This window comes from Marinobacter mobilis (genome assembly GCF_900106945.1).
Lineage (GTDB): Bacteria > Pseudomonadota > Gammaproteobacteria > Pseudomonadales > Oleiphilaceae > Marinobacter > Marinobacter mobilis.
This window is the reverse complement of record NZ_FNNE01000007.1, coordinates 211,143-231,642: the sequence shown is the minus strand read 5'-3', so window position 1 is coordinate 231,642 and position 20,500 is coordinate 211,143. Positions and strand designations below refer to the sequence as shown.

Here is a 20,500-nt window from a genome sequence, read left to right as displayed (position 1 = left end):
CCGGCAATTTCCCCCAGGGTTTTGTTCATGCCCCTGAAGTTCTTCCTCAAGCTGTACCTGCGACTGATCGGGCTCACGGCGCTGGTCGTTGTTCTTTGTTTTTCCCTGTTTGCCGGTTTTAACGCGGTTCGTCAGCAATACTGGCAGGAAGCTTTTCCTGCGCCGATGCTGCGCTGGCTGGCGGCGGTGCCTGCTCCTCAGAATCAATACCCGTGGTTGTCCGGACATCACCAGTTGCGCGTTGTCGAACAGGGCGACCTGGATGTGTCCCCGTTGGTGCTGGAACGTCTGGGCTATGGCCAGGTGGTGGCGTTACAGACCAGCCTGGGGTGGCGCCTGCAGGTATTGAACCAGCAGGGGCAGGTGTTGGATTTCCTGTTTCGCGATACCTACCGTGAAGTGGCGGAGTCTCTCGCCCTGATCGCGTTGGCGCATTTGAATGAATCACTTCCGGAAGCCCGGGACGATATGCTGGCTTCGCTATCATCGACCCTGGGCGTGGCTCTGAAGCCTCTGACCAGTGAATCTGAGTTGCCCGCTGAAGCGGTGTTGGGGCAGGTGTCTGATCGTGGGGTTGCCTTTTACCGGCAGGGAGACCTGTCCAGCGTGCTGTTGCGGCTGGCGGATGGAACTCTGGTCAAGATGGCCGTGCCGGCGCCGTTTAATCCCTGGCACTGGAGTGTGGTCCTGTTGCTGATTGTGGTCGCTGCCGCCGTGTTGGCTGCGGCTCTGCTGATGTTGCTGCGGGATGTGGACCAGAATCTGCGTGCGGTCGAATCCGTGGCGGTTCGCATTGCCCGGGGGGAAATGGGTGCGCGGGTTGAGGAGAGTCGCAGTACCCTGGTTTCGCGGCTGGCGAATGCGTTCAATGGCATGGCTGAACATATCCAGCGTCTGGTCGGTGTTCAGCGTGAGATGATTCACGCGGTCTCCCACGAGCTGCGCACGCCGGTTGCCCGAATCCGGTTTGGGGTCCAGATGCTGGAAGGCTCGAACAGTCCTGAGGCTCTGCAGAAGCAGCTCGACGGGATTGACGGTGATATCCAGGAGCTGGATGAGCTGATCGATGAAATTCTCACGTATGCCCGTCTGGAGCAGGGCGGACCGGTATTCTCGTTGGTAGAGACCTCCGTCACCGATATTGTCCGTCAGGTGGTTGGGGAGCAGCAGCTTATTCGGCCCGAGATGGTCATCGAGGCGGATATTCCCTCGTCTTCAGAGTCGTGGGCAATGTCGGATGTGGAACCGCGGTATATCCATCGGGCCATTCAGAATCTGGTTGGAAACGCGGCCCGTTATGCCTCTGGCCGGGTGCGGGTTCGCTGTCAGCTGGATGAGGACAACTGCCGGGTGGACGTGGAAGATGACGGCCCCGGCGTGCCGGAAGAAGATTGGGAAAAGGTCTTTACGGCATTTGCCCGGCTGGATGACAGCCGTACCCGTAATTCGGGAGGCTATGGCCTGGGGCTGTCCATTGTTCGCAGGATCCTTTATTGGCATGGCGGGCAGGCGTTTGTCTGTCGCAGCGATGACCTGGGTGGCGCCCGTTTCAGTTTGGTCTGGCCCCGCAAGAAGGCGGTTGTCTGAAGCTGGTTTTCGGGGTTAAAAGGCTCAAAGGGATGGTTTGCGGAACTGAACTGTGACGCAGGTCTCGCCAAGTCACTGAATGTAACAAAGTTATACACAACCTCCACTGACGATGTGGGGCTGGGAGCCGATACTTGGTCGTGTAAGGGATGACTTTTGAGGTTGTAGTTCTTACGAACTTTCCTTGTTTCATTCGTCATTTGAGGGCCGGAATTTCCGGCCCTTTTTTTTGTCTTTTTCTCTACGCCGCGTTTGCGTTCTGACTTGCCATCCATTGTGCCAGCCTTTCGACGTGTTCCGGCTCCACTCTCAGTCCGAGCTTGGTTCGCCGCCAGAGGATGTCATCGGTTGTGCGGGCCCACTCATCGGTCATCAGGTAAGACACTTCCTTCTGATACAGGGTGTCGCCGAAACACTCGCCCAACTCTTCAACCGTCTGACAGGTGCCCAGAAAACGAACGGCCATCAGGCCATAGCTTCGGCTGTAGCGGTCAATCAGTGCCTGCGGCAGCTTCGGGTAAAGCGTGCTCAGGCAGTCGCGAATGGCCGAGCGGGTATGAATTTCTTCGGTGGCGCCCGGTAGCGGGTGCAGGCGGGTCTGCGAGGCCGGCATCTGGGGGAAATGCCCCCTGAGCTTCTCTACGGCGGCTTCAGCCAGCTTGCGATAGGTGGTGATCTTACCCCCGAAAATGCTCAGCAGGGGGGCTTGCTGGGCGTTGCCCTGAAGCTCCAGTGTGTAATCCCGGGTGATGGCCGATGGATCGCTGGATTCATCGTCCAGCAGGGGGCGAACTCCGGAGTAGGTGTGCACAATGTCGCTGCGGTCTATCTGGTGGATAAAGTGCCGGTTGACCACATCCAGCAGGTACTGGATTTCATCGTCATCAATATGAGCCTCGTTGGGGTTACCGCGATACTCCTTGTCAGTGGTGCCGATCAGGCTGAAATTTTCCTCGTACGGCAGCACAAACACAATGCGTCCATCGCTGTTCTGCAGGATAAATGCCCCTTCCTTATCGACGATACGGGGCACCACAATATGGCTGCCCTTGATCAGTCGGACGTTGTGGGGTGACGGCAGGTCGAGTGCATCATCGAAGATCTTTGCGGCCCAGGGGCCGCTCGCGTTGACCAGCGTCCTGGCATAGACGGTGTTGCGCTGACCGGTTTGGGTGTTTTCGGTTTCTACTGCCCAGAGCGATTGGTCAATCAGGCGTCTGGCTCGCACACAGAGTGTGTCCCTCTCAATGCGGGCGCCTTGGTTGCGTGCGGCCTGAGCGTTGGCGATCACGAGTCTGGCATCGTCAACCCAGCAATCGGAATAGCTGTAACCTTTCCTGATGGCGGGGTTGAGCGGTCCTGAGCTATCAAAGCGGCGGCTCTTGGAGCCTGGCAGGGTTTCTCTGGGTGCCAGGTGATCGTAGAGAAACAGCCCGCAGCGAATCATCCAGCCCGGTCGCAGATGGGGTTGGTGAGGCAAGGTAAAGCGCATGGGGCTAACCAGGTGGGGCGCAACCCTGAGTAACACTTCCCGCTCCGCCAGCGCTTCCCGCACCAGACGGAATTCGTAGTGCTCCAGATAGCGCAATCCGCCGTGTACCAGCTTGCTGCTTGCGGACGACGTGGCAGAGCCAAGGTCGCCTTTCTCGCACAGCATGACGCTCAGTCCCCGTCCGGCGGCGTCGGCAGCGATGCCGCAGCCGTTGATGCCGCCGCCAATCACCACAACGTCATACGTATTGGAAATGATGTAGGAGGATTTGCCGGCGGGTGCCGTTCCCTGCGATGTCATGATTACCACCAAATGTTCGTATGTGAAAATTCAATGGTGAAATATTAGCGGAAAGTCGAAGGGCAAACCAAGTTAAATTTTCATTTACGAATATTTTATGTTCATTCCTGTTCGGAGTCTGTCGCAATGACCAGATTAACGCCGGATTCCGTGATGCAGGTGCTGAGGCGTTTGCTGGGCTGGCAGTCGGTGAACAGGTGGGTGGCTTGAGAGATGTGGCCCAGACGGATCATGGCGTTGCGGCCAAACTTGGTATGGTCGGCGGCGAGGAAGACCTGTCGGCTGTGTTCAATAATCGCCTGGGCAACCCGGACTTCCTGATAGTCGAAGTCGAGCAGGTCACCATCGCTGTCGATGCCGCTGATGCCGATGATGGCGATGTCGACCTTGAACTGACGAATGAACTCTTCCGTGGCCTCTCCAATAATGCCGCCGTCCCGGTTTCGGACCATACCCCCGGCGATAATGACCGTGAAATCGTCCTTGCTGCAGAGAATGCTCGCCACATGCAGGTTGTTGGTGATCACGGTCAGGCCTCTGCGCGCCAGCAGGGCTTTCGCAATGGTCTCGGTGGTGGTGCCAATGTTGATAAACAGGGAACTGTTGTCCGGTACCCGGGCGGCAATGGTCTGCGCGATGCGCTGTTTTTCCTCAAGGTTGCGGATACTGCGTTCGGCATAGGCCATGTTGCTGGTACTGGTGGCCAGACCTGCGCCGCCATGGTAGCGCCGCAGCCGGCCAGCTTCATCAAGGGTGTTGATGTCGCGCCGGATGGTCTGGGGGGTAACCTCGAAGTGCTCGGCCAGCGCTTCGATGGTCATGAAGCCCCGCTCGCTGACCAGTTCGACGATGTTTTCATGACGTGTGTTGATGGTCATCTGATGGATCCAATGTGTGAAGCCGGTGGTACAGTTTGGGTTTGCCACGGCCGGTGAGTCCATTATAATTTTCGTTTACGAAAATCCAATGATAAACCGGCTGCGTTGGGGAACGTTGATGAACCCTTGGAATCTGCCGGATTAGATAATAAAGGACAACCCGGATGCCGACCTATTTACTGGCGATTGATCAGGGAACTACCAGTTCCAGAGCGATAGTGTTTGAGAAGTGCGGTGACATTGTCGCTGTGGCACAACAGGAATTTCGCCAGTACTTCCCCCGTGACGGCTGGGTTGAGCACGATGCCATGGAGATCTGGCAGAGTACACTCAATGTCTGTCGCCAGGCTCTGGAGAAGGCAGGGCTCACCGGCGCGGATCTCGCGGGTGCCGGTATCACCAACCAGCGTGAAACCACGGTCATCTGGGACCGGGCCTCGGGCCAGCCCATTCATCCGGCCATTGTATGGCAGGATCGCCGCACGGCTGCAGTATGCAGCCAGTTGCGCTCCCGCGGAAAGGAAAGTCTGGTGGTTGAGCGTACCGGGCTGTTGATTGACCCCTACTTTTCCGCCACCAAGATTGCCTGGATCCTGGATGAGGTCGATGGCGCCCGTGCCCGTGCCGAGGCGGGAGAGCTGGCATTTGGGACCGTGGATAGCTGGTTGCTGTGGCAGCTGACCGAGGGTCGCTCGCACCTGACCGACGCGACCAATGCTTCCCGTACCTCACTGTTCAATATCCACACCCAGCGTTGGGATGATGACTTGCTGGCGCTGTTCCGGGTACCCGGGGCGCTGCTGCCGGAGGTGAAAGATTCGGCAGCGGATTTCGGTGTTACGGCTTCGGATCTGCTGGGAGGGGCTGTTCAGGTGGCGGGGATTGCCGGTGACCAGCAGGCAGCATTGGTCGGGCAGGCGTGTTTTGAGCGGGGGATGGCCAAGAGCACTTACGGCACCGGTTGTTTTCTGATGATGAACACCGGTACCGAGCCGCTTCGCTCAGAGAATCGTTTACTGACGACCGTTGGCTACCGGCTTGATGGGGTGACTCACTACGCGGTTGAAGGCAGTATTTTTGTTGCCGGAGCCGCTATGCAGTGGCTGCGTGATGGCTTGCAGTTGATTTCCCATGCGTCGGAATCCACGTCCCATGCCGAACGGGTAGGTGCTGAGAACTCGGTCTATATGGTGCCGGCGTTTACCGGTTTGGGAGCGCCGCACTGGGATCCTGATGCCCGTGGCGCGATTCTAGGGCTGACCAGGGATACCGGAATCGCAGAGATTGTTACGGCGGCGTTGCAGTCGGTGTGCTATCAGACCAAGGATCTGATCCGGGCCATCCGTAACGACGGTGCCCGTCTTCAGGAGTTGCGGGTGGACGGTGGCATGGTGGTCAACGACTGGGTCATGCAATTCCTGGCGGACATTCTGAATGTACCGGTGGATCGTCCCCGGGTGACCGAAACCACCGCTCTGGGGGTGGCTTACCTGGCCGGGCTGCAGACCGGGGTATACCAGGGGCTGGACGATATTTCCGCAATGTGGGAGCGGGAGCACCGGTTTGTGCCGGATATGGCGCCGGGGCTGCGCGAGTCTCTCTATGCTGGCTGGGAAGATGCCATTGAGCGCATTCGGCACAGCTGAGTGTGTGCTGTGCCGGGGAGTCCTTGCGGCTCCCTAGCGCTCAAAGGCAATAAGGTGGTCTGCCTCGACCCGCAATGGCACCATTTCTCCCAGATGGAAGTCGAGGTGGCTGCGGAACAGGGCTTCAAACTCGGTTTCTTCGGACAAATGGAAGCGATACAGGGTTGAGGTGCCGGCAAAGGTTTTCTCGATCACCCTGGCTTTCAGTTCGGATGCATCATCAAAGACGATGTCGTCCGGACGGATGAGAATGTCCACCAAGGTGCCTTCCGGCCAGCGGTAGGCGCGATTTCCGCGGATTGTGCCGAGCTCGCATTCGATGGCGTCGGGACCGAGGGCCTTGCCTGGAATGAACCCGCCTTGTCCCACGAAGCCGGCGACAAAGCGGTTGGCCGGCTCGTGGTAGAGGTTGTAGGGTTCGTCCCACTGCTGGATATTCCCCTCCTTAAGCACGGCGACCTGGTCGCACATGGCAAAGGCTTCCTGCTGATCATGCGTCACCAGGATCGCACTGATACCCAGGCTCTTGAGAATCTCCCTTACATCCAGGCTGAGTCGGCGCCGCAAATCCGCGTCAAGGTTGGAAAACGGTTCGTCCAGCAGAATCAGTGTAGGTTCCGGCGCGAGGGCTCTCGCCAGTGCCACCCGCTGTTGCTGTCCGCCGGACAGCTCGTGGGGGTATTGGTTGGCCAGCCCCTGAAGGTGCACAAGATCGAGAAGTTGCTCGACTTTCTGGTCACACTCCTCGCGGCCGAGGTTGCGCAGTCCAAACGCGATGTTCCTCGCGACCGTCAGGTGCGGAAACAGGGCATAGTCCTGAAAGACCATGCCGATACGGCGCTTTTCTGGTGGCAGGGTGCGCCCCGCCAGACTGATGGTGCGCGAATCGAGCTGAATCTCCCCGTTCGATAGGGGAAGGAATCCGGCCAGGGCCCTCAGTATGGTGCTTTTTCCGCAACCACTGGGGCCCAACAGGCAACCTATGTCACCATGGCCAAGGGCAAAGTCGATGTCGCTGACGACGGCGCCTTCTCCGTAGCCGCAGGCCAGGTTGCTGACTTCCAGCAACCATCGGGATTCAGTCGGGGAACCTGTATTCATGTCGGGTTTCAATCCAGTTGGCCGAGCATCAGGAACTCCAGCAGTGCCTTTTGGGCGTGGAGCCGGTTTTCCGCCTCGTCCCAAACGACCGAGCCCGGGTGGTCGAGCATGTCTGCCGAGATTTCCTCACCGCGGTGGGCTGGCAGGCAATGCATGAACAGGGCGTCGGGGGCGGCCAGTTTCATGAGTTCAGGGTTGACCTGATAGTCCCTGAAGGCCGCTTCGCGGACTTTCTGCTCTTCTTCCTGGCCCATGGAGGCCCAGACATCGGTGACCAGCAGATTGGAGTCTCTGGCCGCTTCGGCCGGATCGGTAAGCACGGTCACCCGGTCGCCCGCCTTGGCCACCAGGTTTGCATCCGGTTCGTAGCCCTTGGGGCAGGCAACCCGCAGATGGAAATCGAACTGGATAGCGGCGTTGATGTACGAGTTGCACATATTATTGCCATCACCCACCCAGGTGACAGTCGCACCCTGAATGTTGCCGCGATGCTCACGGTAGGTCTGCATGTCGGCAAGCAGCTGGCAGGGGTGGAAATCATCGGTCAGGGCGTTAATAACCGGAACCCGGGATGCCTCTGCAAAGGTGGTAACGGTGTCATGGGCGAAGGTGCGGATCATCACGCCATCGACCATGCTTGAGATTACCCGTGCCGAATCTTCGATAGGTTCTCCGCGGCCAAGCTGAGTGTCCCTGGGCGACAGGAACAGTGCCGAGCCCCCCAGCTGGGCCATGCCGGCTTCAAACGAGACTCGGGTGCGTGTCGAGGACTTTTCAAAAATCATCGCCAGTACCCGGTTCTTCAGGGAGTCCCGGGTTTCACCCCGACGCCAGCTTTCCCGCAATTTGCTGGCATGGTCCAGCAGCAGGCCCAGTTCACTCGGGGAGAGGTCTTGGAGAGTCAGAAAATGTCTTGCTGCCATGGTAGCGGCCTTTTATCAGTTCCTTGGGTCGGTTGGGTAGGACACCTACTCAAAACGGTGGTTGAAGCGCCAGCTCTGCCATGGTGCGCCCCTGCGGCGCAAATACCGGAGCAATCCGGACAGGGCCTGTTATCCGAGAAAAATAGTTCTGCCTGGCAGCGGATGTCCGCTCCAGCACGGATTGGGCGATGGGATTGCGTATCATACGCCAGCGATTCGGCGAAGCTCCGAGTTTAGCGGGTCGGGACAGGGATGACAATGACGGCCCCAGGTCAATCGCTGTGCTTGGTGCCGGTTCCCATGGGTGTGTACAATAGCTTCATACAAGCCTCTGCGGAGGCCCGATTTGCAACGAAGAGGTAAAGTTCATGGATATTAACGAAACCATCAAGAGCCAGCTGTCGGAAAACCCGATCATTCTGTACATGAAGGGCAGCCCCCAGTCGCCCCAGTGTGGCTTCTCTGCGCGCACAGTTCAGGCTCTGATGGCCTGTGGAGAGCGTTTTGCCTTCGTCAATATCCTGGATAATCAGGAGCTTCGCGAAGCGCTGAAGGCATACTCGAGCTGGCCGACCTATCCGCAGCTTTACATCAACGGTGAGCTCGTTGGTGGCTGCGATATCGTTATGGAAATGTCCGAGAGCGGTGAGCTGGCGGAGATGGTCAAGGCGGCTGCAAAGCAAGCCGAAGCCTGATTTCGTCCGTGATGCTGTGAGGCGGGCGACCCGGTTGCCTGCCTTATATCCGTTCCGGGGCAAACTTGATGGTTACCCGGAACCGATTTCCCTCCTTGTTTCCCGCAGGCGGCTCTGGGTAAGGGCTTGCTCCTAACGCTCCCCGATAGGCGGCACGGTCCAGAATGACATCGCCGGAAGGTTGGGTGATGGACGCTCCGATCAGGGCGCCGTTATTCATCAATTGCAGTTCCACCTCAACGGCCATGACCCCAGTCAGTTCCGCACGACCCGTGTCGGCGAAGTAGGGTGTGGCGTAGCGCACGATGCGTGCCGCCAACAAGTCGATATAGGACGTCTCTTGCGCGGGCTCGCTGATCTGGGTGATTTCTTCAATATTGTCCGTCTGCCCGCGTTCACCTTCGCTGTCTTCTGCTGTGGCAGCCTGCTCAATCGCAGGGGTGGCGACTGCTGGCATTGGTTGCGGCTCTGGCTGTATCGGCTCTGGTGTGATGTCTCTGGGTCTGAATCCGGGGCGCGGACTGTCTTCGCTGGTGATAACCTCGGGCGCATTGGTGCGGGCTGGCAGTTCTGGCGCCGGGATTACCAGTGCATCGGCCGTGAGCTGGGTGCTGGCAGGAGAAGCAACATCGCCGACACGGGACAGGGTTACCCTGATCAGGTCCGGTTCAGGCTCATCGGCGACGGGGTCAAGTCCGGCGACAATGAAGATGATGACGTGAATGAGCAGGGCAAGAGGGACAGCGACTGCAATCCGGTAGCTTGCCGGGAGCGGTTGTTGGCTGCCAGGTGCAGTCATTGGCGGGAAAGCTCTCCGGTACGGCAGGGCGGAGGTAAAACAGGGCGGGATTACCCTGTTTTACCTCGCAGTGTACCAACGACGGCATCCATTGCCCTGTCGATCAGGGCGCCTTGCTCAAGTACGGTCAGGCGGCCGCGGCGCATTTCGTGGGCGAGTTCAGTGCGGGTCTTCTCAACCACCTTGAGGCCCATGCGATTTACGAACACAAAGCAGTCGGCTTCGTCGATGATGGCTGTCAGCTTGCAGCGGAAGCTGGCGCCGTTAACCAGGCCAAATTCCACCCAGGTACCGATGTCGATGGCGTCGATCTGAGCCACGTATTCAGCCACCGCCGCGTCTTCCAGCTTCTGTTGCTTTTCGATGGCTGACGGATGCTGTGGCAGATCTTCCTCTTCGGGTTCCGGCTCCGGCTCGCGGTCGAGGGGCTCCTGGGCTTCGGCCAGCGCGTGGGCGCGGAAGGCTTCGGTCAGCTCGTGCTTGAGTTCCGCCATCATTTCATCGAGTCTGCTGGAGTTGTAGGACACTTCCTCCAGCCCGGCGCGGAGGGATTTCAGCAAGCCGGGTACCACGCGAACCCACTGATCACGTTCCGTGTCGTCGAGGTGAGGGTGCAGGCACCACAGCAGGTCGTCGACCACCCGCACCGAGTTGTTCCAGCGATTCTCGACGTCGTTGCGCAGGTAAGCCAGGAACATGACCCGACTCCAGCCATTGAGCAGGATGTCGCGAATGCTCTCTGGGATATTCTGTTTAAACAGTTTTTTCTGCAGCAGGGCGTCGACGGTTTCCTGGGCTTTCTGGGACTTGATGCGACCTCGTTCTGCCTCGCGGGTGCGCTGCTCCACCAGTGAAGCCTTGCGGTTCTCGCGGGCGAGGAACTGTTCAAACTCATCTCCCAGTTGTTCAAACAGCGCGATGTCGCCGTCAAACTCCTCAAGAATCCGTGCCACGATGGTGTGAATCTGGTCATAGAGCTTGTCGCGGGTTTTCTCGTCGCTCTTGCTCCAGCCAATACCGGCTCTGGCCAGGGAGTTCAGCAGGCGTCGTGCTGGATGGCCGGCCTTGCTGAAAAATGCCTTGTCCTTGATAACCACCTTCAGAATAGGGATCTGGAGGCGGCTGATCAGCACCTGAATGGGCGCTGAGAGGTTATAGTCGTCCAGGATGAACTCGAACAGCATGGAGACCAGGTTGATCAGGTCTTCATCCATTTCGTTGAGTGCCGGTGTCTTGCCGTCAGCTGTGGTGGTCTGGCTGAGCAGGCTCTCGACCACTTGGCGCAGGTCGACGACCATGGGCTCCCCGCCGCTCAGGTCACCGTACTGGAAGTTTTGTGGCGATTGCGGCAGGGCACTGAGCATTTGCGCCAGTTCGTTGCCGCCGATGACATGCAGCGAAGGGTCGGCGGAACGGGGGGGTTGTCCGCTACTGGTCCGCTGCTGGTTCAGCAGCTGGCGAATCTGCTCAAACAGGGCTTCATCCTGTTGACTGACGGCCTCCCGTTCTTCTGCAGACATCGAGCGTTCCGGTGCGGCTGACGGTGCAGGCTGGTCGGTCCCTGTCTGAGGGCTCGTCTTGCCGTGATAGCGGAAGTTCGGAATGACGCCGGCCTGGATCAGGATACGGTTGGCCTCGTCCAGGAGCATGCCCAGATTGGACACCACATAGCGATCAAACTGCTTCAGGACGATCAGTCGTTCCCTGATCTGGATTTCGAGGGCCTGGGCTGCTTCGACAAAGGCGGTGCATAAATGTTCGGGGGCCAGCGGGTTAACCGGGTCATCTTCACTGGCGCCGGGGTAGACTGCTGAGAAGCGGGTTTGCAGCTGGATCAGCGGTCCCTGGAAGTGGGCCCGGGACTTGCTGACCATCGCATTGAGCGCGACCTGTTCTTCCAGTTCATCGTGTTGTACCAGCGCGAGACTGTCGGCGGTGGGCTGTTGGCCCTCCTGGTCCGGGTGCTGGCTGCTGTTGCTTCTGGGGGGATGATTGAATAGCTGCGCAATCGCACTCTGGAAGTGCTTTTCAATGCCTTTGCGCTTAATCCGGATCTCCCGCATAGCTTCGAAGTAGCGGTTCTGCTCATTGTTGCTGCGGGCATTGTTGGCCAGCTCGAACAATGAGTCGTCTACTGCGTCGAAAGCTCCCTGCAATAAATCCCCTAACCCGGCAGACACCGTATCGCGAATACGGACAATTTCTGCGGGCAGCGCGAATTTATCACCGGCATCCCTGTGCTCACGGAGATAATGTATGCCGGACTGCTTATTCATGGCCGACTCCTGTTACGCCTCAACCGGATACATGTAACCGAGCTAATTCATCTAAAGTTATGGTTATGTGTGTAATCTACCGCAATTTTACGCTGGGTAAAATGACTGAAACTTTACCGTTACAGTAATACCTTCTTCAAAACGTGACCGGGTCGGCACTGGCCGACCCTTTAAGGCATGCAGTCATCACGGGTCCGGCGTTGGTTCAGCTCACATAAACCGGTCCAATGCCCAGACTCCAGATCACAACACTGGCAGCCAGCAACGCAACAAACATAACCAACCCGACAGTCAGGACTGACGAGGCAAACATGAACCCCCGGTCTTCCGGAATTTTCATGAGAATCGGCAGTCCCTCGTAGAGCAGGTAGACTGCGTAGGCGATGGCGACAAAACCAACGGCCATGTTTACCCAGATATTCGGGTAGGCCGCGATAACGCCCAGCAGGAACACTGGGGTAGCGGTATAGGCGGCAAGAGTGACGCCGTGAGGCTGGTTTTCCTTCACCTCGTAAGTTGCCGCGAAGAAGTCAATGAATCTGCCAAGGATGTAGATCCCCGCAAGTATTGCAGCGTAAAACAGTACGCATAGCTGCAATGCGCTCCCAGAGGTCAGTCGGATAATCTGGCCATCGCCGATTTGCCAGCCCACCTGGGTGCTGCCGTAATAACCGGCGGCGGCAGGTATCAGTGCCAGCAAGAAAATATGCCCGAAATACAGTTTGCTAACGCTTTCAGAGTCCTTGCGAATGGCTTCCCACTCCTGGTCGGGGTGGGCAAGTAATCCAAGTGTGTGACCTAGGCTCATGAAAACTACTCCTGTTGTTATTTTATAAAGAACCACAGGATCAGTTTTGGGGGTGGGGTGAGCCAGGTCAAGAAAGTGGTTAAATTATGATCTTCCTAAAGCGGTGTGGGCTATAACGGATTCGTATATCGGTGTTATCGCCCGCGCCGCTTGAGGGGGTGGACAATGGCGGCCTTGACCACGTTGTCCTTGATTTGCAGAACCTCAACACGATGACCTTTGACCTTCAGGCACACGTTGGTTTCGGGAATCGTTTCCAGGGTCTCGGTAATGAGGCCGTTAAGGGTTTTGGGGCCGTCCTGGGGAAGCTTCCAGGACAAGGTCTTGTTGATGGAGCGGATCGCGGCGGTGCCATCGATGATATAGGTGCCATCGTCCTGGGGGATGATGTCCGGGCTGGTGGCTGCGTAGTCGGTGGTGAACTCGCCAACGATCTCTTCGAGAATGTCCTCCAGAGTGGCGATCCCAAGTACGTCACCGTATTCATCGACCACAATGCCGAAGCGCCGTTTGGCTTTCTGGAAGTTAATGAGCTGGGTATTCAGCGGAGTGCTTTCCGGGATGAAGTAGGGTTCCCGGCTCAGTTGCATCAGCATGGCCTTGTTGACATCTTCCTCCAGCAACAGCTTGGAGATGTTGCGCAGGTGCAGGACTCCCCGAATGTTGTTGATGTCGCCGGAATAGACCGGCAGGCGTGTGTGCTGGCTGCTGCGTAACTGGCGCAGGATGGTTTCAATGTCGTCTTCGAGGTCGATCCCGACTACTTCGTTGCGCGGCACAAAAATGTCATTAACGGTGACGTTCTCCAGGTCGAGAATGCCCACCAGCATGTCTTTGTGCTTGGCTGGAATCAGCGCTCCGGCTTCATTGACCAGGGTGCGCAGTTCTTCCCGGCTGAGGTGGTCGTTGGCGGCATCCTTGGCGGAAATGCGAAGTAGTTTGAGGATGGCGCTGGTAAACAGGTTGACCAGCCAGACCATCGGGTACAGCGCCTTGAGCAGTGGGCCGAGGGCGTGGCTGGCCGGGAAGGCGATTTTTTCCGGGAATAGGGCAGCCAGGGTCTTGGGGGTGACCTCGGCAAAAATCAGGATAACGATCGTCAGCAGGAGTGTCGCAATGGCAATGCCTGCATCGCCCCAGATTCGAATGGCGATAACCGTGGCGATCGAAGAGGCCAGGATGTTGACGAAATTATTGCCAATCAGGATGACACCGATCAGCTGATCAGTACGCTGCAGCAGGCGTTCTGCCCGTTTTGCGCCCTTGTGGCCGGTTTTTGCCAGATGCTTCAGCCGATACCGGTTGAGGGACATCATGCCGGTTTCGGAACTGGAGAAGAAAGCCGAAAGTAATATCAGGCCCGCGAGGATTGAAAACAGCGCTGAAAGCGATGCCTCGTTCAAGTGGGGGTGTCCTTTGGTTGCGGATAAGCTGCGAAAATAGGGGGCAAGGAGTCGGGTGTCAAGTGCCAGGGCGGGTGATTAGCCAGCCTGATGGAATAGCAGTTCGACGACGAACTTGCTGCCATAGAAGCCGAGCATAAGCAGGGCGCAGCCCGCGAGGGTCCACCGGCTGGCGGTGATTCCACGCCAGCCCCTGGTGTAGCGACCAACCAGAAGCGCGACAAAAACGGCCAGTGAAATCAGTGAAAAAACAGTTTTGTGGGCCAGTTTCTGGGCAAACAGGTCGTCGACAAAGACCGCGCCGGTCACGATGGCCAGAACCAGCAGGACCACGCCGGCCCAGACCATTTCAAACAGCACCGATTCCATGGTCTGCAATGGCGGCAGGTTGCGCACGAACAGACTGTTGTAGTTGTGCTTGAGCTGTCGGTTCTGGAAATAGAGTATGCCTGCCTGAGCGGCTGCCAGGGTAAACAGACTGTAGGCCGTAATGGACAGCACAATATGTGACAGTACGCCGTAGTTATCCTCGGCAATGACATGGGAAGGTGTGGGTGTCGCCAGGGACAGCAGGATGGTCAGGCCGGCCAGCGGGTATGTGCCGAGGGTCAGCGTTTGTACCGGCTTGCGGAGATTGAAGGCAAGCTGGAGCGCGACAATCAGCCAGGAGATCAATACGGCGCTCTGGAAAAAGCCGACATCAAGCCCGTCCTCGTTGAGGGTGGACTCGGCGATCAGCAGGCCATGGCTGATCAGAGCGAGGGCTCCGAGTACATTCGTGACCACAACGTGGGGCTGAATTTTGCCGCGGAAGCTCAGGGCCTGCAGGGCGGTACCGACGCTGTAGAGAAAAAGAGAGGTTACCGCGAGAATCAGCGTTCCCATGTTGTCCTTAAGATTGTCTGGTCGGTCCGAAGGTGGTGATGCATTGATTTGACCGCGTTGGTCGTTTCAGCGCGATAGTCTGGTTATAATGTCGCGATTGTGCAACCGGAATCAACCGGTTCCCTGTTTTCATGCCCCCAATTTCCAAGGGTACGGATTAGCTTATGTTTGAAAACCTTACCGAACGACTTTCTGGCAGTCTGCGCAAGATATCCGGCCAGGCGCGCCTAACTGACGACAACATCAAGGATACCCTGAGGGAAGTTCGCAAGGCGCTGCTCGAAGCTGATGTGGCTCTGCCTGTGGTCAAGGCCTTTATCGAGAGTGTGCGTAAGCGGGCTGTCGGTCAGGAAGTTCGCCGCAGCCTCACGCCGGGCCAGGTTTTCGTCAAGGTGGTGCAGCAGGAGCTGGAAGGGGTCATGGGCCAGAGTAATGAGGCCCTGAACCTGGCTGCCCAGCCGCCGGCCGTTGTGATGATGGCAGGTTTGCAGGGGGCGGGTAAGACAACCACGGTTGCCAAGCTTGCACGCCTGCTCAAGGAGCGGGAAAAGAAATCGGTTCTGGTGGTGAGCGCCGACGTCTATCGCCCGGCTGCGATCAAGCAGCTGGAAACCCTGGCCGCCGAAGTGGGTGTCGAATTCCATCCCAGCAGCGCCGACCAGGATCCGGTGGTGATTGCGGAAGGCGCAATTGATGCCGCCCGCAAGAAGCACGTTGATGTGGTGATTCTCGATACCGCCGGTCGTCTGCATGTGGATGAGCAGATGATGGGTGAGATCAAGCGCCTGCATCAGGCGGTCAATCCGATTGAGACCCTGTTTGTGGTCGATTCCATGACCGGTCAGGATGCTGCCAACACGGCGAAGGCATTCAATGATGCGCTGCCGCTCACCGGGGTTGTGCTGACCAAGACGGATGGTGACGCCCGTGGCGGTGCCGCGCTGTCTGTTCGCCATATCACTGGTAAGCCCATCAAGTTCCTCGGTGTGGGTGAGAAAAGCGACGCGCTGGAGCCCTTTCACCCGGATCGGGTTGCCTCTCGGATTCTCGGAATGGGGGATGTGCTTTCCTTAATAGAGGAAGCGGAGCGCAAGCTTGATCAAAAGAAGGCAGAGAAGCTCACCAACAAGATCAAGAAAGGCAAGAGTTTTGATCTTGAGGACTTTCGTGACCAGATCCAGCAGATGAAGAATATGGGCGGTATCGGCGGCCTGCTGGATAAGTTGCCGGGTATGGGGCAGATGGCCCAGATGGCGCAGCAGCAGGTCAACGACAAGAGTATCGGGCAGATGGAAGCGATCATCTGTTCGATGACGCCAAAGGAGCGGCGTTACCCGGATACCATCAACAATGCCCGCAAGCGGCGTATTGCCACAGGTTCCGGAACCCAGATCCAGGATGTTAACCGTCTGCTCAAGCAGCACAAGCAGATGCAGAAAATGATGAAAAAATTCAGCAAGAAAGGCGCTGTTGCTAATATGATGCGCGGCATGGGTGGTATGATGCCGCCCGGTGGCGGTACACCGCCATTTGGTCGTATGTAAAAGCCGTAAGCATTAGCTGTTTTCTTTGGCGGTTTTTTAGCATAGAATAGCGCCCCTTTCGAGTATGGGGCTTCGTGTCAGAAACTAGAATTCTGGCTCGAATCGTACAAAGTTCGTACAACTGAACAGGATATTGGTCGAAATGGTAACAATCCGTTTGGCTCGTGGCGGCTCTAAGAAGCGCCCGTTCTACCATCTGACAGTCACTGACAGCCGTAACTCCCGTGACGGTCGTTTCATTGAGCGTGTTGGTTTCTTTAACCCGGTTGCCCGTGGTCAGGAAGAGCGTCTGCGCGTTGATCGTGATCGCGTGAACCACTGGCTGGCGCAAGGCGCTCAGGCCAGCGATCGCGTTGCTCAGCTGCTGAAGGGCGCAGAGTAAGTTTGACTCTGATCCGGGGTAAGACGGCATGACACAGCGTTCACAGGATACTGTGATAGGCCGGATAACCTCGGTGTATGGGGTGAAAGGATGGGTAAAGGTGTATTCCTATACCGATCCTATCGACGGCATTCTCGGTTACCGTAACTGGACACTGGTTCAGGATGGTAAGCGGCGACCGGTCAAGATGACCGAGGGCCGGCGTCATGGTGCTGGTATCGTAGTCCAGATTGATGGTGTGAGCGATCGCGAGGTTGCCCGTACCTACTGTGGTGCTGAAATTGTCGTTCCGACCGCTGATCTGCCGGATTTGCCTGCGGGTGAATTTTACTGGCATCAGTTGGAAGGACTGGTGGTGTTGACGGTCCAGGGCGAATGTCTGGGAGTCGTCCATCACCTGATGGAAACGGGTTCTAATGATGTTCTGGTCGTTAGGCCGTCGTCCGAGTCCATTGACCAGAGGGAGCGCTTGCTTCCTTATCTCCCCGATCAGGTGGTCCGGGAGATCGATCTTGCTTCGGGCAAGCTGGTGGTGGATTGGGATCCGGAGTTCTGACGGGTGTGGATTGGTGCCGTCAGTCTTTTTCCGGAAATGTTTCCAGCGGTAACGGATGTTGGGGTTACTGGTCGGGCGGTTCGTGATGGGCTGCTGACGTTCCAGTGCTGGAATCCTCGGGATTTCACCCATGACCGTCACCGTACTGTGGATGATCGCCCTTATGGCGGTGGTCCCGGAATGCTGATGAAAATTCAGCCACTCCGGGATGCCATCCACGCTGCCCGGGAGGCTGCGCCAGGCAAAGCCTGCGTTGTATATCTCTCGCCGCAGGGAGAACCATTGAGCCAGGGGGTTGTCGAGTCGCTGGCAGCGACAGAGAACCTGATCCTGGTTGCCGGTCGTTATGAGGGTGTCGATGAGCGCCTGATAGCATCGGAAATTGATCGGGAAGTGTCACTGGGGGACTTTGTTTTGTCCGGTGGCGAGTTGGCAGCCATGGCTGTCATTGATGCGGTTACACGCCTCATCCCCGGAGCGCTGGGTCATGCGCAGTCGGCAGAGCAGGATTCGTTTGCCGACGGTTTGCTGGATTGTCCGCACTACACCCGGCCGGAAGTATACGAAGGTCAGGCGGTGCCGGATGTACTGTTGAGCGGTCACCATGATCAGATCCGGCGTTGGCGGCTGAAACAGTCGCTGAGGCGAACCCGGGAGCGACGCCCCGACCTGCTGGAACAGCGGGTGTTTACGGACGAAGAGCGTGAGCTGCTGGATGAAATTTTAAATGAACCGGGTGCCACTGAATAAATCAGGGCATTGAGAGATTGGGTATCAGGAGCATACGATGAGCGGCAAGAACAACATCATCAGTCAGATTGAAGCAGAACAGATGACCAAGGAAATCCCTGCCTTTGCGCCGGGTGACACTGTGGTTGTTCAGGTTCGTGTAACAGAGGGCAACCGTGAGCGTCTGCAGGCGTTCGAAGGTGTGGTTATCGGTAAGCGTAACCGCGGCCTGAACTCTTCCTTCACTGTTCGTAAGATTTCTTACGGCGTGGGCGTTGAGCGTACTTTCCAGACTTTCTCCAAGCTGATCGACAGCATCACCGTCAAGCGTCGCGGTGACGTTCGCCAGGCCAAGCTGTACTACCTGCGTGACCTGTCTGGTAAGGCTGCTCGTATCAAAGAGAAGCTGGGCTGATAGCTCTCCCTCGGGGAGTCTGCAGCAGGCAGAATGGCTGGCCCGGTTTCGGGTCAGAAAAAAGAGGCAGCCAATGGCTGCCTTTTTTTGTGTCCGTGAATTGCTTCTGGGTTGGGTTGAGCCGGTGTTTGCGTTTTGCCGTCGCGGGCGATTGGCAGAGGTGCGCTTAGTCAGTATGGTGGCAGTTTGTGGGCTGTCGTGAAGGTATCGGGGGAGCTGTGCAAGCTGCATTGGAGGCGGAAAACGCCGAACTGATTGGTCGCTTCTGTGATGCGCTCTGGCTGGAAGACGGGCTTGGCGAAAATACCCGGGCCGCCTACCGTAGTGATCTTGAGCGCCTGGCGGCGTGGCTGTCGGAGCATCGTTACGGGCGACTGTTGTCCGGCGCAAGTCGGTTAGACGTGCTGGACTGGATGGCGCGGGGGCTGGCTGAAGGGCGGGCCAGCTCAACTGCGGCGCGCCGGCTTTCCTGTCTGCGACGGTTTTATCGCTACCTGCTGCGGGAAGGGGTAATTGGTGAGGATCCGACCCTGCGCATTGACAGCCCTCGGCAGCCTCGGAAACTGCCAGACTCTCTGTCGGAAGATGATGTCGAACGTTTGCTGTCTGAACCGGACGTCGATGAGCCTATCGAGCTTCGCGACAAGGCGATGCTGGAAATTCTCTATGGCTGCGGTCTGCGGGTATCTGAGCTGGTTAACCTGCGGGTCGATCAGGTGAACAGTCGGCAGGGTGTGGTGCGGGTCACAGGCAAGGGTGGTAAGGACCGGCTGGTGCCACTGGGCGAAGAGGCTGTGGACTGGTTGTTGCGCTACGTGCGTGACGGGCGCGGGGTATTGCTTAAGGGGCGTGTGAGCGATGCCCTGTTTCCGGGGCGTGAGCCCAAGGCAATGACCCGTCAGACTTTCTGGCACCGGATCAAGCATTATGCCGGCCGTGCCGGTATTCACAAGCATTTGTCGCCGCACACCCTGCGTCACGCTTTTGCCACTCATTTGCTGAATCATGGTGCTGATCTGCGGGTCGTACAGATGTTGTTGGGGCATTCCGATCTGTCGACGACACAGATCTATACCCACGTGGCTCGACAGCGCCTGAAGTCGCTGCATCTGGAGCATCATCCGCGGGGTTAGGAAAGTGTGGCTCGCCTTGGTACATTGAACTTTTGGTCGCGACTGCGGTCGCAGGAATTTCGGCCGTTCGGGATTTCCGGCATTCCCGGACGCAGCTTTCAGAGCCGTCGGAACACAATAGGAATGGATATGTCGAGAATGAAAAAAATGACTCGCGGGTTTGTTTCGCTGGCAGTGATGTCATTGCTCCCGGTTTCGGGGTTGGCCCTGGCGGGGGAAACCGAAGATGCGATCGCTGAAAAGCTGTCCCGGAGTCTGCCGGCGCTGGGCGATGTGACCGTTCGCCCAACAGCGGCGTCCGGTCTTTATGAAGTGGTCACGGCCAAGGGGGAGCGGGTCTACACGACGGAGGGCGGTGATTTCCTGCTCACCGGCGATATGCTGCAGCTGACTTCAGGCGGTCTGGTCAATGTCACTGAAGCCGCCCGGTCTGCCGAACGGGTAAGCCTGCTGGACGAGTTTGGTGCCGATGGGGTGATCAGTTTCCCGGCCAACGGTGAGCAGAAAGCGGTGATTTCGGTGTTTACCGATATTGATTGCCCCTACTGCCGCAAGCTGCACAACGAGGTGCCTCGCCTCAATGAACTTGGCATTACCGTCCACTACTACGGTTTCCCTCGTTCAGGGCCGGGAACGCCTTCCTTTGTCAAGTATGAGTCGGTCTGGTGCGCCGACGACTCGATGGCCGCGATGGATGCCGCCAAGGGCGGGCGCGCTGTGGAAACTCTCAGTTGTGAAAACCCGGTCGAGGCCCAGTATCGCTTGGGGCATGAAGTTGGTGTGACCGGAACGCCAGCCATCATACTGGAGGATGGCAAGATGGTTCGCGGTTATATGCCCGCTGACCAGCTGGCCCAGGGCATGGGTCTCCTTTAACGTCTTTCGGTATTAATCCGGGGCTCCTTGAGTCTGGCTACTTAACACATGGGCGGTGTTAGTCGGTATACT

Annotated in this window: 19 protein-coding genes; 10 read left to right on the top strand and 9 right to left on the bottom strand. The window is 57.6% G+C overall.

Annotated features, from left to right (window positions below; all coding sequences use genetic code 11):
* Positions 1-27: 27 nt before the first annotated feature.
* Complete coding sequence (locus BLV11_RS12590; protein ID WP_091814714.1) at positions 28-1,587, top strand: ATP-binding protein; 1,560 nt, start codon at positions 28-30, stop codon at positions 1,585-1,587.
* 241 nt (positions 1,588-1,828) lie between these two features.
* On the opposite strand, the gene glpD is transcribed toward BLV11_RS12590, so the two are convergent.
* Together glpD and BLV11_RS12580 are read right to left on the bottom strand one after the other, a co-directional pair.
* Entirely contained in the window at positions 1,829-3,379 is a 1,551-nt protein-coding gene (gene glpD / locus BLV11_RS12585; RefSeq protein WP_091814711.1) for a glycerol-3-phosphate dehydrogenase, read from the bottom strand.
* Between the two features lie 101 nt (positions 3,380-3,480).
* A complete protein-coding gene (locus BLV11_RS12580) occupies positions 3,481-4,257 on the bottom strand; it encodes a DeoR/GlpR family DNA-binding transcription regulator (RefSeq protein ID WP_091814904.1) in 777 nt (258 codons plus the stop codon).
* A gap of 164 nt (positions 4,258-4,421) precedes the next feature.
* Between BLV11_RS12580 and glpK the strand changes: the two genes are divergently transcribed.
* Positions 4,422-5,903, top strand: a complete 1,482-nt coding sequence (glpK, locus tag BLV11_RS12575; RefSeq protein WP_091814707.1) for a glycerol kinase GlpK — start codon at positions 4,422-4,424, stop codon at positions 5,901-5,903.
* 33 nt (positions 5,904-5,936) lie between these two features.
* Here glpK and BLV11_RS12570 read toward each other — a convergent pair whose 3' ends face one another.
* Complete coding sequence (locus BLV11_RS12570) at positions 5,937-7,004, bottom strand: ABC transporter ATP-binding protein (RefSeq protein WP_091814702.1); 1,068 nt, start codon at positions 7,002-7,004, stop codon at positions 5,937-5,939.
* Between the two features lie 8 nt (positions 7,005-7,012).
* Positions 7,013-7,927, bottom strand: coding sequence for an ornithine carbamoyltransferase (gene argF, locus BLV11_RS12565; protein ID WP_091814699.1), 915 nt, complete (start codon positions 7,925-7,927; stop codon positions 7,013-7,015).
* A 368-nt stretch (positions 7,928-8,295) separates the two neighbouring features.
* Between argF and grxD the strand changes: the two genes are divergently transcribed.
* On the top strand, positions 8,296-8,622 hold the full coding sequence (gene grxD, locus BLV11_RS12560; RefSeq protein ID WP_091814695.1) for a Grx4 family monothiol glutaredoxin: 327 nt from the start codon (positions 8,296-8,298) through the stop codon (positions 8,620-8,622).
* A gap of 43 nt (positions 8,623-8,665) precedes the next feature.
* Here grxD and BLV11_RS12555 read toward each other — a convergent pair whose 3' ends face one another.
* From BLV11_RS12555 to BLV11_RS12535, 5 genes are all read right to left on the bottom strand, one after another.
* A complete protein-coding gene (locus BLV11_RS12555) occupies positions 8,666-9,421 on the bottom strand; it encodes an energy transducer TonB family protein (RefSeq protein ID WP_091814692.1) in 756 nt (251 codons plus the stop codon).
* Positions 9,422-9,471: 50 nt separating this feature from the next.
* Complete coding sequence (locus tag BLV11_RS12550; RefSeq protein WP_091814689.1) at positions 9,472-11,697, bottom strand: DUF1631 domain-containing protein; 2,226 nt, start codon at positions 11,695-11,697, stop codon at positions 9,472-9,474.
* Between the two features lie 205 nt (positions 11,698-11,902).
* Positions 11,903-12,505 carry a Yip1 family protein gene (locus BLV11_RS12545; RefSeq protein WP_091814686.1) on the bottom strand — a complete coding sequence of 201 codons (603 nt, stop codon included), beginning with the start codon at positions 12,503-12,505 and terminating at the stop codon, positions 11,903-11,905.
* A gap of 134 nt (positions 12,506-12,639) precedes the next feature.
* The gene (locus BLV11_RS12540; RefSeq protein ID WP_091814682.1) at positions 12,640-13,908 is read right to left on the bottom strand and encodes an HlyC/CorC family transporter; all 1,269 of its coding nucleotides are present in this window, start codon (positions 13,906-13,908) and stop codon (positions 12,640-12,642) included.
* Positions 13,909-13,986: 78 nt separating this feature from the next.
* Complete coding sequence (locus BLV11_RS12535; protein WP_091814679.1) at positions 13,987-14,793, bottom strand: cytochrome C assembly family protein; 807 nt, start codon at positions 14,791-14,793, stop codon at positions 13,987-13,989.
* A gap of 164 nt (positions 14,794-14,957) precedes the next feature.
* On the opposite strand from BLV11_RS12535, the gene ffh reads away from it, so the two are divergent.
* The 7 genes from ffh (at position 14,958) to BLV11_RS12500 (ending at position 20,428) form a co-directional block, all read left to right on the top strand.
* On the top strand, positions 14,958-16,337 hold the full coding sequence (gene ffh / locus BLV11_RS12530) for a signal recognition particle protein (RefSeq protein ID WP_091814676.1): 1,380 nt from the start codon (positions 14,958-14,960) through the stop codon (positions 16,335-16,337).
* Between the two features lie 142 nt (positions 16,338-16,479).
* Positions 16,480-16,719, top strand: a complete 240-nt coding sequence (gene rpsP / locus BLV11_RS12525; RefSeq protein WP_091814673.1) for a 30S ribosomal protein S16 — start codon at positions 16,480-16,482, stop codon at positions 16,717-16,719.
* Positions 16,720-16,747: 28 nt separating this feature from the next.
* Complete coding sequence (gene rimM / locus BLV11_RS12520) at positions 16,748-17,275, top strand: ribosome maturation factor RimM (RefSeq protein ID WP_091814669.1); 528 nt, start codon at positions 16,748-16,750, stop codon at positions 17,273-17,275.
* 3 nt (positions 17,276-17,278) lie between these two features.
* Entirely contained in the window at positions 17,279-18,025 is a 747-nt protein-coding gene (gene trmD, locus BLV11_RS12515) for a tRNA (guanosine(37)-N1)-methyltransferase TrmD (protein WP_091814666.1), read from the top strand.
* A gap of 37 nt (positions 18,026-18,062) precedes the next feature.
* Positions 18,063-18,419: a 50S ribosomal protein L19 gene (gene rplS / locus BLV11_RS12510; protein WP_091814663.1), complete on the top strand. Its 357-nt coding sequence runs from the start codon at positions 18,063-18,065 to the stop codon at positions 18,417-18,419.
* Between the two features lie 218 nt (positions 18,420-18,637).
* Positions 18,638-19,552: a site-specific tyrosine recombinase XerD gene (xerD, locus tag BLV11_RS12505; RefSeq protein WP_375176486.1), complete on the top strand. Its 915-nt coding sequence runs from the start codon at positions 18,638-18,640 to the stop codon at positions 19,550-19,552.
* Positions 19,553-19,690: 138 nt separating this feature from the next.
* Positions 19,691-20,428: a DsbC family protein gene (locus tag BLV11_RS12500; RefSeq protein WP_342707445.1), complete on the top strand. Its 738-nt coding sequence runs from the start codon at positions 19,691-19,693 to the stop codon at positions 20,426-20,428.
* The last annotated feature ends 72 nt before the right edge of the window (positions 20,429-20,500 follow it).